Annotated in this window: 15 protein-coding genes; 8 read left to right on the forward strand and 7 right to left on the reverse strand. The window is 53.8% G+C overall.

The window, feature by feature from the left end; all coding sequences use genetic code 11:
* Window positions 1–48: 48 nt before the first annotated feature.
* From panB to panD, 3 genes are read left to right on the forward strand one after another with little or no spacing between them, the layout of a single operon-like run.
* Window positions 49–840, forward strand: a complete 792-nt coding sequence (gene panB / locus BJ887_RS11935; RefSeq protein WP_121339905.1) for a 3-methyl-2-oxobutanoate hydroxymethyltransferase — start codon at window positions 49–51, stop codon at window positions 838–840.
* 11 nt (window positions 841–851) lie between these two features.
* Window positions 852–1,703 carry a pantoate--beta-alanine ligase gene (gene panC, locus BJ887_RS11940; RefSeq protein ID WP_121339906.1) on the forward strand — a complete coding sequence of 284 codons (852 nt, stop codon included), beginning with the start codon at window positions 852–854 and terminating at the stop codon, window positions 1,701–1,703.
* 57 nt (window positions 1,704–1,760) lie between these two features.
* A complete protein-coding gene (gene panD, locus BJ887_RS11945; protein ID WP_014168672.1) occupies window positions 1,761–2,141 on the forward strand; it encodes an aspartate 1-decarboxylase in 381 nt (126 codons plus the stop codon).
* A 40-nt stretch (window positions 2,142–2,181) separates the two neighbouring features.
* On the opposite strand, the gene BJ887_RS11950 is transcribed toward panD, so the two are convergent.
* The 4 genes from BJ887_RS11950 to BJ887_RS11965 form a co-directional block, all read right to left on the reverse strand.
* Window positions 2,182–3,429, reverse strand: coding sequence for a polysaccharide deacetylase family protein (locus BJ887_RS11950; protein ID WP_014168671.1), 1,248 nt, complete (start codon window positions 3,427–3,429; stop codon window positions 2,182–2,184).
* Window positions 3,430–3,492: 63 nt separating this feature from the next.
* Window positions 3,493–3,933 carry a PTS sugar transporter subunit IIA gene (locus tag BJ887_RS11955; protein WP_025205377.1) on the reverse strand — a complete coding sequence of 147 codons (441 nt, stop codon included), beginning with the start codon at window positions 3,931–3,933 and terminating at the stop codon, window positions 3,493–3,495.
* A 105-nt stretch (window positions 3,934–4,038) separates the two neighbouring features.
* Complete coding sequence (locus BJ887_RS11960; RefSeq protein ID WP_014168669.1) at window positions 4,039–4,809, reverse strand: ABC transporter permease; 771 nt, start codon at window positions 4,807–4,809, stop codon at window positions 4,039–4,041.
* Window positions 4,806–5,732: an ABC transporter ATP-binding protein gene (locus BJ887_RS11965; protein WP_014168668.1), complete on the reverse strand. Its 927-nt coding sequence runs from the start codon at window positions 5,730–5,732 to the stop codon at window positions 4,806–4,808. Before BJ887_RS11965 ends, BJ887_RS11960 begins: the two co-directional genes overlap by 4 nt.
* Window positions 5,733–5,839: 107 nt before the next feature.
* Between BJ887_RS11965 and can the strand changes: the two genes are divergently transcribed.
* Window positions 5,840–6,502 carry a carbonate dehydratase gene (gene can / locus BJ887_RS11970; protein WP_020882596.1) on the forward strand — a complete coding sequence of 221 codons (663 nt, stop codon included), beginning with the start codon at window positions 5,840–5,842 and terminating at the stop codon, window positions 6,500–6,502.
* 101 nt (window positions 6,503–6,603) lie between these two features.
* On the opposite strand, the gene hpt is transcribed toward can, so the two are convergent.
* Complete coding sequence (gene hpt, locus BJ887_RS11975; protein ID WP_025205381.1) at window positions 6,604–7,140, reverse strand: hypoxanthine phosphoribosyltransferase; 537 nt, start codon at window positions 7,138–7,140, stop codon at window positions 6,604–6,606.
* A 207-nt stretch (window positions 7,141–7,347) separates the two neighbouring features.
* Here hpt and BJ887_RS11980 point away from each other — a divergent pair, with 207 nt between their 5' ends.
* Window positions 7,348–9,738: a glucose/quinate/shikimate family membrane-bound PQQ-dependent dehydrogenase gene (locus BJ887_RS11980; protein ID WP_020882595.1), complete on the forward strand. Its 2,391-nt coding sequence runs from the start codon at window positions 7,348–7,350 to the stop codon at window positions 9,736–9,738.
* A 96-nt stretch (window positions 9,739–9,834) separates the two neighbouring features.
* Here BJ887_RS11980 and cueO read toward each other — a convergent pair whose 3' ends face one another.
* Window positions 9,835–11,394, reverse strand: a complete 1,560-nt coding sequence (gene cueO / locus BJ887_RS11985; RefSeq protein WP_032679633.1) for a multicopper oxidase CueO — start codon at window positions 11,392–11,394, stop codon at window positions 9,835–9,837.
* A gap of 145 nt (window positions 11,395–11,539) precedes the next feature.
* On the opposite strand from cueO, the gene BJ887_RS11990 reads away from it, so the two are divergent.
* The 3 genes from BJ887_RS11990 to speD all read left to right on the forward strand — a co-directional run bounded on the left by BJ887_RS11990 (window position 11,540) and on the right by speD (window position 13,668).
* Entirely contained in the window at window positions 11,540–11,887 is a 348-nt protein-coding gene (locus BJ887_RS11990) for a YacC family pilotin-like protein (RefSeq protein ID WP_014882582.1), read from the forward strand.
* Window positions 11,888–12,003: 116 nt separating this feature from the next.
* Window positions 12,004–12,873, forward strand: coding sequence for a polyamine aminopropyltransferase (speE, locus tag BJ887_RS11995; protein ID WP_014168661.1), 870 nt, complete (start codon window positions 12,004–12,006; stop codon window positions 12,871–12,873).
* Window positions 12,874–13,668, forward strand: coding sequence for an adenosylmethionine decarboxylase (gene speD, locus BJ887_RS12000; RefSeq protein WP_014168660.1), 795 nt, complete (start codon window positions 12,874–12,876; stop codon window positions 13,666–13,668).
* A 31-nt stretch (window positions 13,669–13,699) separates the two neighbouring features.
* On the opposite strand, the gene yacL is transcribed toward speD, so the two are convergent.
* Window positions 13,700–14,062, reverse strand: a complete 363-nt coding sequence (gene yacL / locus BJ887_RS12005) for a protein YacL (protein WP_014168659.1) — start codon at window positions 14,060–14,062, stop codon at window positions 13,700–13,702.
* Window positions 14,063–14,122: the final 60 nt, after the last annotated feature.

Genomic DNA, 14,122 nt, shown 5'->3' on the forward strand with positions numbered 1-14,122 from the left:
TACTGTTAGAATGCGCAAAGATTCGCTTTTGGGCTATCAGGAAACAGTATGAAACCAACCACCATCTCCTTACTGCAGAAATGCAAACAGGAAAAGAGACGCTTCGCCACCATTACTGCGTATGACTACAGCTTCGCTAAGCTTTTTGCCGAAGAGGGTATCACTGTCATGCTGGTCGGAGATTCGTTAGGGATGACGGTACAAGGCCATGACTCCACCCTGCCGGTGACGGTCGAAGATATTGCCTACCATACCCGTGCCGTGCGCCGCGGAGCACCTGCCTGTCTGCTGCTTTCCGATCTGCCTTTTATGGCCTACGCGACGCCAGAGCAAGCGTTCGAGAATGCGGCAACCGTCATGCGTGCCGGGGCCAATATGGTCAAAATCGAAGGCGGAGCCTGGCTTGCAGAGACCGCGAAAATGCTCACCGAACGTGCCGTGCCGGTCTGCGGTCATCTGGGTCTGACGCCGCAATCCGTCAATATTTTTGGCGGCTATAAGGTGCAGGGCCGCGGTGATGCAGCACAAACACTGTTTGAGGATGCCCTGGCGCTGGAAGCCGCTGGCGCACAGCTGCTGGTGCTGGAGTGTGTGCCGGTTGAACTGGCAAAACGCATCACCGAAGCGCTGTCGATTCCGGTGATTGGTATTGGCGCAGGCAACGTTACCGACGGTCAGATTTTAGTGATGCACGACGCCTTTGGTATTACCGGCGGTCATATCCCTAAATTCGCCAAAAATTTCCTGGCAGAAGCAGGCGACATGCGTGCTGCTGTGCGGCAGTATATTGCCGACGTTGAATCCGGTGTTTACCCGGGTGAAGAACACAGTTTCCATTAAGGAGTCTTGTTGTGCTAATCATTGAAACCCTGCCGCTGCTTCGCCAGCATATCCGTCGTGCACGTCAGGAAGGTAAACGTATCGCACTGGTTCCCACGATGGGTAACCTGCATGACGGCCATATGAAGCTTGTTGATGAAGCCAGAGCGCATGCAGATATCGTGGTGGTCAGTATCTTCGTGAACCCCATGCAGTTTGACCGTGCCGACGACCTGGCGCGCTATCCGCGTACTCTGCAGGAAGATTGCGAAAAACTCAAAAAACGCCACGCCGACATTGTCTTCTCTCCGGCACCTGCAGACGTCTACCCGCAGGGGACCGAGGACGCGACCTACGTGGACGTGCCGGGCATTTCAACCATGCTGGAAGGCGCCAGCCGTCCGGGCCATTTCCGCGGCGTTTCAACCATCGTCAGCAAGCTGTTTAACCTGGTGCAGCCCGACGTTGCCTGCTTCGGTGAGAAGGACTTCCAGCAGCTGGCGTTGATCCGTAAGATGGTCGCCGACATGGGTTATGATATCGAGATCGTGGGCGTGCCGATTGTGCGCGCCAAAGACGGTCTGGCGCTCAGTTCCCGTAACGGGTACCTTACCGCGGATGAGCGTAAAATCGCGCCGGGATTGAGCAAGGTCATGAATACCATGGCGGAACAGCTTGTGGCTAAAGAGCTGAGCGCAGAAGAGATCGTTGCCCTCGCCGAACAGGCGCTGAACGACAAAGGCTTCCGCGCTGACGATATCCAAATCCGTGATGCCGATACGCTGCTTGAGCTGACCGATACCAGCAAGCGCGCGGTGCTTCTGATGGCTGCATGGCTCGGTCAGGCACGCCTTATCGACAATAAAGTGGTTGAGCTGGCATAACTCTCTACCTCCCCTCGTTCGCGGGGGGTTAACGCATGATGATTAAAGGTAAACGTAATGATTCGCAAAATGCTGCAAGGTAAGCTTCACCGTGTGAAAGTCACTCAGGCCGACCTGCACTATGAAGGCTCCTGCGCCATTGATCAGGATTTTCTTGATGCAGCGGGCATCCTTGAAAACGAAGCCATTGATATCTGGAACGTGAATAACGGTAAGCGCTTCTCTACCTATGCGATCGCGGCGGAACGCGGCTCCAGAATTATCTCCGTGAATGGCGCTGCCGCACACTGTGCTGACGTCGGTGATATCGTTATCATCGCCAGCTTCGTGATGATGTCTGACGAAGAAGCCCGTCGCTGGCAGCCAAAAGTGGCGTACTTCGAAGGCGACAACGAAATGAAACGCACTGCGAAAGCCATTCCGGTCCAGGTTGCCTGATATCCTGAAGGCTGTGAACCGTTCACAGCCTTCTCTCACCTCACCCCTGCGGCTGATTACTGATAAGCCGCGACATCGTCTCCAGCGAATCCGTCCTTAAAATATACAGTCGCTTAAGCAGGAACGGATTGTCCCCGGGCTTCACTTTACCTTTTACCGTTGTCACCGCCAGGTGGAACCCTGCGTCATTCGCTGCTTTTACCGCTTTGTCGTCATAGGCGCCAAACGGATAAGAGAGATAGAGCACGTGCGGGTTAAATTGCGCCAGCGCCCGGCGTGAACGCGCGAAATCGAACAAAATCACGTGATGGCTACGGCTCAGTAAGATCGGGTGTTTATTGCCGTCCACCCGATGCAAGAAGTGGGTATGGGACTGGATATCAAACACATCCTGGATCTGCTCAAGCTCAGAGACACTCATAAACTGCAGGTATTTCGGCGCCCACTTCTGCGGATGACGTTTTATACGCGACGAGATGATAAACGCCGTCGCCTTGAATCCATACGCTTTGAGGACGGGATACGCATAGCGGCTCACCGACTTCAGCCCGTCATCAAAGGTGATCACCACAGACTTCGCCGGCAGGTTCATTTTGTTACGCACATACCCTTCAAGCTGAGCCATCGTCAGCGTGGTATAGCCCTGATCGCGAAGCCAGGTCATCTGGTTGCTGAACGCACGCACGCTGGTGGTCGTGGAGGTATGTCGGAAACGGGTGTTCTCCTCATCACGCAGGATATGGTGATAGGTCAGGACCGGGATGCCGTTATCTTCCTGCGCATCCAGGCTGCTGATCCACGCCAGACGATTGCCGATGCGGATCTGATACCAGGTCTGGTTCAGACGGTCTTTAAGTTTATTCAGAATGGGGTAGCGAAGGTTAGCGCTCATCGTGCCGAAAGGAGCGCTTCCGCTGCTGGGGGCGTTAAAGACAGGCGTGTCTTTCCAGGTTATCAGGTTCTGGTTACTCAGCGGTTTATTCAAATCACCAAGGCTGTCTTCCACGCGCTGTTTGCCCTGCACGTCTTCCAGGTGCTCTTTATCAATAAAGCCCGTGCCGAAGCCAAAACGAAACTCGTAGTAATCAGCGGATGTGGGGACGACGGCCAGGATTTGCCCGGCACGGATATTGCCGACATTGACCACATTGTTACCTACTTGCGCCCAGATAGCCGCATCTTCGGTGGTTTGCATATATCGGGCGGGAAGCCCTTGCTGAGCGATCAGGCTGGCAGATGCGCCGCCGGAAACCAGCAGCAACAGAAGGAATACAACGCGCATGAACATGGAATATTAATCGACACGAAAAATCAGCCACCATTGTAACAAAAGCAGCATCAATACCAATGTTTAATTCTTATACAAATCATGGAGCAAGACAAAGGGAGGATTTTTTTGCTGCTGATGCCACAGGCTGCTGACGCCGGCCACTTTTTTGTCGACGATCGCATGACGGAATTCAGCGCTGCTTAAGGTTTCCCGGAAGGGATACATGGATTCCAGCAGCAAAAAGTTAATGCCTGATATCACTTCACAGTTGTCGTGCTTGTGGCTCAACAATGCCGCAGAGCGATAAGGTGCCGCGCCGGATTTATCGGTCAGGAAGATGACGCCGTCACCGGTGTCGGTTTCATGCAGGGCATCGCACATCATGCGGCTGAGCATGTTGGTGCTCAATCCACGCCAGTAGTTAACCGCACGGCATTGCGCCAGCGGACCAAATCTGGCCTCCAGTTTATCCAGCATATCCTGCGCCTGTTCATCATGGCAGGCGATCACCCATCCCAGCATCACTCTCTCCTTAGCAGGCAAGTAGTTTAGTGGAGTGAAGGTTAGCGTACGGTGATAACAATCAAAGAAAAGCGCCCGGCAAACAGAATGTCACCGGGCGGGAGATTAGCTGCGCAGACCGCGTCCACGCTGAATCAGAGACCAGCACAGCAGGTAGAAGGCGATAATAAACACCACCAGCACCGCAACCGTGGTAATCAGTGGCACATCCGTAATGCCGAGGAAACCAAAGCGGAAGCCGCTGATCATATAAACAATCGGGTTCAGGTGTGACAGCGCCTGCCAGAACGGCGGCAGCAGCGTCAGGGAGTAGAACACCCCGCCAAGATAGGTCAGTGGCGTCAGCACAAAGGTCGGGATCAGGCTGATATCATCGAACGTTTTAGCAAACACCGCGTTCAGCAGACCGGCCAGCGAGAACAAGATTGCCGTCAACAGTAACGTGAGCGCCACGAACAGCCATGAATGCACCTGGAACGGCACAAAGAACAGGGAGATCGCCGTCACCAGAATCCCCACACAGAGACCGCGCGCCACGCCGCCGCCCACATAACCCGCAATGATCACATGCGTTGGTACCGGCGCGACCAGCAGCTCTTCAATGTTACGCTGGAACTTGGCGCTAAAGAATGATGATGCCACGTTAGCATAGGCGTTGGTGATCACCGCCATCATGATCAGGCCCGGCACAATAAACTGCATATAGGTAAAGCCGTGCATTTCACCAATGCGGGAACCGATGAGGTTACCGAAGATGATGAAGTAGAGCGTCATGGTGATCACCGGCGGTACCAGGGTTTGCACCCAGATACGCATAAAGCGGTTAATCTCTTTCGCCCAGATGCTTTTCAGCGCGACCCAGTAAAGATGCGTCATGCCTTGTCTCCTTGTTTATCCTGCACCAGAGAGACAAACAGCTCTTCCAGTCGGTTCGCTTTGTTACGCATACTTAATACCTGAACACCCTGCGCGCTCAGCTGTGAGAACACGCTGTTGATGCCCTGCTCGCGCAGCACTTCCACTTCCAGCGTTGAGGTATCCACCAGACGATAGTTATAGCCTTCCAGCGTCGGCAGCGGGCTTTTCGCCGCCAGGTCGAGAATGAAGGTTTCGGATTTTAGCTTGGCGAGCAGGCTCTTCATTGAGGTGTTTTCCACCAGCTCACCGTTCTGAATGATGCCGATATTGCGACACAGCATCTCCGCCTCTTCGAGGTAGTGCGTGGTCAAAATAATGGTCGTGCCTTTGTCGTTGAGGTCCTTCAGGAAGCCCCACATTGAACGACGCAGTTCGATATCCACGCCCGCGGTGGGCTCATCAAGGATCAGCAGCTTTGGCTCATGCATCAGCGCACGGGCAATCATCAGACGGCGCTTCATCCCGCCAGACAACATGCGCGCACGTTCATTGCGTTTTTCCCACAGATCGAGCTGTTTGAGGTACTTTTCGCTGCGCTCCACCGCTTCTTTGCGCTCAACACCGTAGTAACCCGCCTGATTAACCACGATTTGCTGCACTGTCTCGAACGGGTTGAAGTTGAACTCCTGCGGTACCAGTCCGAGCTGGCGCTTGGCATTCACCACATCTTTTTGCAGGTCGTAACCAAACACGCTCACCCGGCCGGACGTTTTGTTGACCAGCGAACTGATAATGCCAATGGTGGTGGATTTCCCCGCCCCATTCGGCCCCAGAAGCGCGTAGAAATCCCCCGCTTCCACTTTGAGATCTATCCCACGCAGCGCCTGAACGCCGCCTGGATAGGTTTTTTTGAGCTGCTCAAGCTCCAGTGCAATCGCCATGAATTAAACTTACCTTAGGTTCTGACACACGTTGTGTGGTTTCATTAAAAGTCGAGTTACCCTATATTAGCGCAACGCAATCACTCGGTTACAGGTCGCTAACCTCCATGAACGACATAGATACACTCATCAGCAACAATGCACTATGGTCAAAAATGCTGGTGGAGGAAGACCCCGGATTTTTTGGAAAGCTCGCGCAGGCGCAAAACCCACGCTTTCTCTGGATTGGATGTTCCGACAGCCGCGTTCCGGCAGAGCGCCTGACAGGTCTCGAGCCTGGCGAACTGTTTGTGCACCGTAATGTTGCCAACCTGGTGATCCATACCGACCTCAACTGCCTTTCGGTTGTTCAGTACGCCGTTGACGTTCTGGAGGTCGAGCACATCATTATTTGTGGCCACTATGGCTGCGGCGGTGTGCAGGCCGCGATTGAAAATACCGAACTCGGGTTAATCGATAACTGGTTGCTGCATATCCGCGATATCTGGTTCAAACATAGCTCACTGTTGGGTGAAATGCCGCAGGAGCGTCGTCTCGATACCCTTTGCGAGCTGAACGTGATGGAGCAGGTTTATAACCTTGGCCATTCCACCATCATGCAATCGGCGTGGAAACGCGGGCAAAAAGTCTCGATCCACGGCTGGGCCTACGGTATTCACGATGGTCTGCTTCGTAACCTGGAAGTGACCGCCACCAACCGTGAAACGCTGGAGCAGCGCTATCGTTCCGGGATAGCTAACCTGAAGCTTAAGCACGTCAACCATAAATAGCTGCCTGTAAGCGGTTCAGATAAAAACAAAACGGCAACCCGGGTTGCCGTTTTTACTGTGTGTCCCCTCGTCAGAGGGCAACAGACCGCACATCACAAACCTTACTCGTCGAGCAGGATCACTTTACCCACATACGGCAGATGGCGGTAACGCTGCGCGTAGTCAATGCCATAGCCCACGACGAACTCGTCAGGGATAGAGAAGCCGACAAACTCTACCGGCACCTGCACTTCACGGCGGCTGGGTTTATCCAGCAGGGTGCAGATCGCCAGGGATTTTGGCTCACGCAGGCTCAGGATCTCGCGCACTTTAGAGAGCGTGTTGCCGGAGTCGATGATGTCCTCAACGATCAACACATCTTTGCCACGAATATCTTCATCCAGATCTTTCAGGATTTTCACATCACGGGTTGTGGACATGCCGCTGCCGTAGCTGGAGGCGGTCATAAAATCGACCTCATGGGACACCTGCACTTCACGGCACAGGTCTGCCATGAACATGAAAGAGCCACGTAAAAGACCGACCAGCACCATTTCGCTGCCGCTGTCCTTGTAATGTTCGGTGATTTGACGACCCAGTTCGGCGATACGCGCTTTGATCTCGGCTTCCGGGATCATCACTTCAACAGTATGTTTCATATTACTAACCATATGATTTTAATGAAAATCTCTCAATGCGGATGAATGTTACTCCGGCATCGATACGCAAGCCAGCCATTATATCAGTAAATGGATACACCTGGCGCATGAGTTATAAAAAGCAAATATTGTGATTCCGATCACACTTGTTAATACCTATAATTAGTTGCTAGCAAATAATTAACAAAACTGACGAGTACACTTTCTATGGCTGAAATAAAAACTCAACAGCCACGTCTACTGGTGACATTAACAGCGCTATTCGCCGCCTTCTGCGGCCTGTATCTGTTAATCGGTGGCGTCTGGCTGGCCGCAATTGGCGGCTCCTGGTACTACCCTATTGCGGGTCTGGTTATGCTTGGCGTAACCGTCCTGTTGTGGCGTAGAAAACAATCCGCGCTATGGCTTTATGCTGCATTACTCCTCGCAACCATGATCTGGGGCGTCTGGGAAGTCGGTTTCGACTTCTGGGCACTGACGCCGCGCAGTGACATCCTGGTCTTCTTTGGTATCTGGCTGATCCTGCCGTTCGTATGGCGTCGCCTGATTGTTCCTTCAAGCGGTGCCGTTGCGGCGCTGGTGGTTGCCCTGCTGATCAGCGGCGGCATTCTCACCTGGGCCGGTTTTAACGATCCGCAGGAGATTAACGGTACGCTGAATGCCGAATCCACCCCAGCTGCGGCTATCTCGCAGGTCGCGGATGGCGACTGGCCAGCTTATGGCCGTAATCAGGAAGGTCAGCGCTACTCCCCGCTCAAGCAGATCAACGCGGACAACGTTAAGAACCTGAAGGAAGCCTGGGTATTCCGTACCGGCGACCTGAAGATGCCAAACGATCCAGGTGAACTGACCAACGAAGTGACGCCGATTAAAGTCGGTAACATGCTTTATCTGTGCACCGCGCACCAGCGTCTGTTCGCGCTTGACGCGGCCACCGGTAAAGAGAAATGGCACTTCGATCCACAGCTGAACTCCAACCCGTCGTTCCAGCACATCACCTGCCGTGGCGTCTCTTACCACGAAGCGCGTGCTGATAATGCGAGCCCTGAAGTCATTGCCGACTGTCCTCGCCGCATCATGCTGCCGGTAAACGATGGCCGCCTGTTCGCGATCAATGCCGAAACCGGTAAGCTGTGTGAGACCTTTGCCAACAAAGGTATCCTGAATCTGCAGACCAACATGCCGGACACCACGCCGGGTCTGTATGAGCCAACCTCACCGCCGATCATCACCGATAAAACTATCGTGATTGCCGGCTCGGTAACCGATAACTTCTCCACCCGCGAAACCTCTGGCGTTATCCGTGGTTTTGACGTGAACACCGGTAAACTGCTGTGGGCCTTCGACCCGGGCGCGAAAGATCCAAACGCGATCCCATCGGACGAACACACCTTTACCTTTAACTCACCTAACTCCTGGGCACCGGCGGCGTATGACGCGAAGCTGGACCTGGTCTACCTGCCGATGGGCGTCACCACGCCAGATATCTGGGGGGGTAACCGTACGCCTGAGCAAGAGCGTTATGCCAGCTCTATCGTGGCGCTGAACGCGACCACCGGTAAACTGGCCTGGAGCTACCAGACTGTTCACCACGACCTGTGGGATATGGACATGCCGTCCCAGCCGACGCTGGCAGACATTACCGTTAACGGCAAAACCGTTCCGGTGATTTATGCACCCGCGAAAACGGGCAACATCTTTGTGCTGGATCGCAGCAACGGTAAGCTGGTTGTCCCGGCACCAGAGAAACCCGTTCCGCAGGGCGCTGCCAAAGGCGACTATGTCACCAAAACACAGCCGTTCTCTGACCTGAGCTTCCGTCCGAAGAAAGATCTCAGCGGTGCAGACATGTGGGGTGCCACAATGTTTGACCAGCTGGTGTGCCGCGTGATGTTCCATCAGCTGCGCTATGAAGGTATCTTCACGCCACCTTCTGAGCAGGGCACGCTGGTCTTCCCGGGTAACCTGGGCATGTTCGAATGGGGTGGGATCTCCGTTGACCCTAACCGTCAGGTGGCGATTGCCAACCCGATGGCCCTGCCGTTTGTTTCTAAGCTTATTCCACGCGGTCCAGGCAACCCAATGGAGCAGCCTAAAGATGCTAAAGGCAGCGGTACTGAAGCGGGTATTCAGCCGCAGTATGGCGTGCCATACGGCGTCACGCTGAACCCGTTCCTGTCGCCGTTTGGTCTGCCGTGTAAACAGCCTGCCTGGGGTTATATCTCCGGCCTGGATCTGAAAACTAACCAGATCGTCTGGAAAAAACGTATTGGTACGCCTCAGGACAGCATGCCGTTCCCGATGCCAGTTCCTGTCCCGTTCAATATGGGTATGCCAATGCTGGGTGGTCCAATTTCTACCGCCGGTAACGTGCTGTTCATCGCGGCAACCGCCGATAACTACCTGCGCGCGTACAACATGACCAACGGTGAAAAACTGTGGCAAGGCCGTCTGCCAGCAGGTGGACAGGCAACGCCGATGACCTATGAAGTGAATGGCAAGCAGTACGTTGTCATCTCTGCGGGTGGTCATGGTTCGTTTGGTACGAAGATGGGCGACTACATTGTGGCTTATGCTTTACCCGACGACGCTAAATAACTAACACCGCCAACGGTAAAAAAAACGGCAACTTCGGTTGCCGTTTTTATTGCTTATCCCCTCTGGACCGGGGTCTGGGCATCAGGCCACACGATATTAAACCGTGAACCCCAGCATCATGCCCGTATCTTCATGCTCCAGCAGATGGCAGTGCGCCATATAGGCAAACGCCTTCGGTGCCTCGTGGTCAAATTTCACCAGCACCTCACTGACGCCACCTTCAACCCTGACGGTGTCTTTCCATCCCGCGCGATGCGCCTGTGGCGCGTTACCGTTTTCAGAAAGGATGCGGAACTGGGTGCCGTGAATATGGAACGGATGCAGCATCATGTCGCCTTCGCCTGAAATCACCCAGCGTTCAAACTGCCCTTTTGTGGCAGCAAACATTGGCGTGTTCATGTCGAACGCTTTGCCGTTGATCATGTTGGCATTATGGAAATCGAAATCATGGCCACCGTGCCCCATGCCGCCCATTTTACCGTGGTCCATATTCATATGGCCCATCATCTCTCCGTGGTGCATACCCGCCATCGCCTGATTGCCATATTTCGCCATCAGTGCCTGCATGCCCATCATGTCGAGCATCGGGTTCATGGACAGTTGCAGCTTGCGTTGGGTCAGACCCTCGAGAGAAGGTAGCGCCGGGAGCGTGGTCAGGGTATCCGGCAACATGCCCGAGGCCGTGACCTGCAGCGGCTGGATCTGCAGTACCGGGTGCGGCTTGTCAAAGGGTGCAACCGCCATTCCCATCTGACTGACCGGTAGCGTGACCAGGTCAAACGGTTTGCCATCGCTGATATCCACCAGCACCTCAAAACGTTCCCCCATCAGCATCGGTAGCGTATCCACCTTCACCGGTTCAGGCAGCAGCCCCCCGTCGCTTGCGACCACGTACAGAGGGCGTTTATCGCTGGTGGCGAAATTCAGTGAGCGGGCGTTGCAGCCGTTGAGCAGGCGTAAGCGCAGCCAGCCTTTCGGTGCTGCATGCTGCGGGTAAATGGCACCGTTGGTCAGCAGGGTGTCGCCGAACCAGCCTACCGCCGCGCTCATGACATCCAGTTGGTAATCAATTTGCCCGTCAGCGGTGAATTTTTTGTCCTGCACAATGACCGGCACATCGTCGATGCCCCACTGTTTGGGCAGGCGCAGCAAACGGCTTTCGTCATCTTCGATCAGCACCAGCCCCGCCAGCCCCATCGCCACCTGATGTCCCGTTTTGCCATGCTGATGGGGGTGGAACCAGCAGGTCGCGGCGCGCTGGTCCGGGGTAAAGGTCACGCTTCGCTTACCGCCCGGTTTTATGATGCCCTGCGGCCCCCCATCCACCTCGCCCGGCACTTCCAGTCCGTGCCAGTGCAACGTGGTCTCCTCTGCCAGCGTGTTATGGATATCCACCGTTACCGCTTTCCCTTTACGTAACTGAAGTGCCGGGCCGAGAAGATTGCCGTTATAACCCCACGTTGTCGCACTGTGTGCGCCAAAGGTCGTTTTACCGGACTGGACAACAAGCTGGATGCGGCTTCGGGCATCTGCGGTGAGTAAATCAGGGATCGGTAAGGCAGGTCTGTCGGCCGCAAAAGCCGCGCGGCTCCACAGCGGTAAAGCGCTGGCTACGCCAAGCGCAACGGAATATTTTAAAAAATCACGGCGTTGCATGTTCATTTCCTTATTTCCAGCAGGCGATCTTTTGAGCATAAACCCTCCCCTTACCGGAAGGTCAAGTAAAGCGGCAATAATAAAGATCGTCGGCCTGGCATCAAGTATGCTAACGTTAATTTTCCGTGATGCAGTGGTAGAAGCAATGAAGACGTTTTTCAGAACAATTTTGTTCGGTAGCCTGATGGCGATGTGTGCGAACAGTTACGCGCTGAGTGAAAATGAAGCGGAAGATATGGCCGATCTGACGGCAGTTTTTGTCTTTCTGAAAAACGATTGTGGTTACCAGAATTTGCCCAACGGGCAGATTCGTCGCGCACTGGTCTTTTTTGCCCAGCAAAACCAATGGGATCTCAGCAACTACGATAGCTTCGACATGAAGGCGCTCGGCGAAGACAGCTACCGCGATTTAAGCGGTATTGGTATCCCTACCGCCAAAAAATGCAAAGCGCTGGCTCGCGATTCACTCAGCCTGCTCGCCTACGTGAAATAACCTTCCCGACGCCCCCTTGTTGTGCCTATAGCCGTGCAACCACGGTTATAGTTAGCTATCATGTTTCGCTCATTTTTTGTGAGCGTAACGGATGTTAACAAAGGAGGAGTCCGCGTATGGCCGACCACACGTTGTGGCATGAAACACTGCATGACCAGTTTGGTCAGTACTTTGCCGTTGATAACGTGCTCTATCATGAGAAAACCGATCATCAGGATCTGATCATCTTCGAGAATGCCGCCTTTGGCCGCGTGATGGCGCTGGATGGTGTCGTGCAAACGACCGAGCGCGACGAGTTTATCTACCACGAGATGATGACCCACGTTCCGCTGCTGGCACACGGGCATGCGAAGCATGTTCTGATTATCGGTGGTGGTGATGGCGCAATGCTGCGTGAAGTCTCCCGCCATCAATCCATCGAAACCATTACGATGGTGGAAATTGATGCCGGCGTGGTCTCTTTCTGTCGTCAGTACCTGCCGAACCATAACGCCGGTAGCTATGACGATCCGCGCTTCAGTCTGGTCATTGATGATGGGGTTAACTTCGTTAATCAGACGACCCAGACCTTCGACGTTATTATCTCCGACTGTACCGACCCGATCGGTCCCGGCGCGTCGCTGTTTACCTCCGATTTCTACGAAGGCTGCAAGCGCTGCCTGAAGCCGGGCGGGATTTTCGTGGCACAAAACGGCGTCTGCTTCCTGCAGCAGGATGAAGCCCTCGACAGCCATCGCAAGCTGAGCACCTATTTTGGCGATGTCAGCTTCTATCAGGCCGCTATTCCGACGTACTACGGCGGGATCATGACCTTTGCCTGGGCGACAGATAACGACGTACTGCGCCATCTTTCCACCGAAATTATTCAGGCCCGCTTCCACCAGGCCGGTCTTACGTGCCGTTACTACAATCCGGCAGTTCATACCGCAGCGTTTGCCTTACCGCAGTACCTGCAAGACGCATTATCCACTAAGGGGGTGAGCTAATTGAAAAAGCTTAAACTGCATGGCTTTAACAACCTGACCAAAAGCCTGAGTTTTTGTATTTACGATATCTGCTATGCCAAAACAGCGGAAGAACGCGATGGTTACATCGCCTATATCGATGAACTCTACAATGCCAACCGTCTGACCGAGATCCTGTCAGAAACCTGTTCGATTATCGGCGCGAATATCCTGAATATCGCCCGTCAGGATTATGAACCTCAGGGTGCCAGCGTCACGATTCTGGTCAGCGAAGAGCCGGTCGACCCTCAACTTATCGATAAAACAGAACATCCGGGCCCGCTGCCGGAAGTGGTCGTCGCCCATCTCGATAAAAGCCACATTTGCGTGCACACCTACCCGGAAAGCCATCCTGAAGGCGGTCTGTGTACCTTCCGTGCCGATATCGAAGTGTCGACCTGCGGCGTGATCTCCCCGCTGAACGCGCTGAACTATTTAATCCACCAGCTGGAATCCGATATCGTGACGATTGATTATCGCGTGCGAGGCTTTACCCGTGACATTAACGGCATGAAGCACTTTATCGATCACGAGATCAATTCCATTCAGAACTTTATGTCCGACGACATGAAGTCGCTGTATGACATGATGGATGTGAACGTGTATCAGGAAAATATCTTCCATACCAAGATGTTACTTAAGGAGTTCGACCTTAAGCACTACATGTTCCATACCCGACCAGAAGATTTAAGCGAAGAAGAGCGCAAGGCCATTACTGACCTGCTCTGGAAAGAGATGCGCGAAATCTACTACGGCCGCAATATTCCGACCGTGTAAACCGCGCTGGGAGCAAGGACGCTCCGGTGTGCTATTTCTGTTTCATGAACGCCCGGTACGCCGTTACGACTTGTAAAAAGTCTTCTACGCCGCACAGCGACAGACTCTCTTCATCGTAGTAGCTCATCCCCTCTTCCATCTCATCACCGGAGAATTCAAGCTGGTTGGCACGCACCATCACCTCTTCGCCATCCATCCACAGCGTGTATTCGTGCCCGGCACGTTGCCAGGAGCGTTCACTGCCTTTCACAGTATTTGCCGCCTGTTCAACTTCGTCCAGAAGGGCGAGATTCTCTTTCACCTCTTCGTTGAACCAGTGTCCAACAGCTTCGTGGCCCATCGACATACGCACTTTCACCACTCCGGTGATGTCGCGCAGAAATTCGTAATCCATAGTATTTTCCTCTGCAAAGCCATTACGCTAATTATCGCAGCAGAGAGGAAGAAAAAAAGC

This window comes from Enterobacter sp. WPR_3_1, from assembly GCF_003635055.1.
Lineage (GTDB): Bacteria > Pseudomonadota > Gammaproteobacteria > Enterobacterales > Enterobacteriaceae > Enterobacter > Enterobacter ludwigii.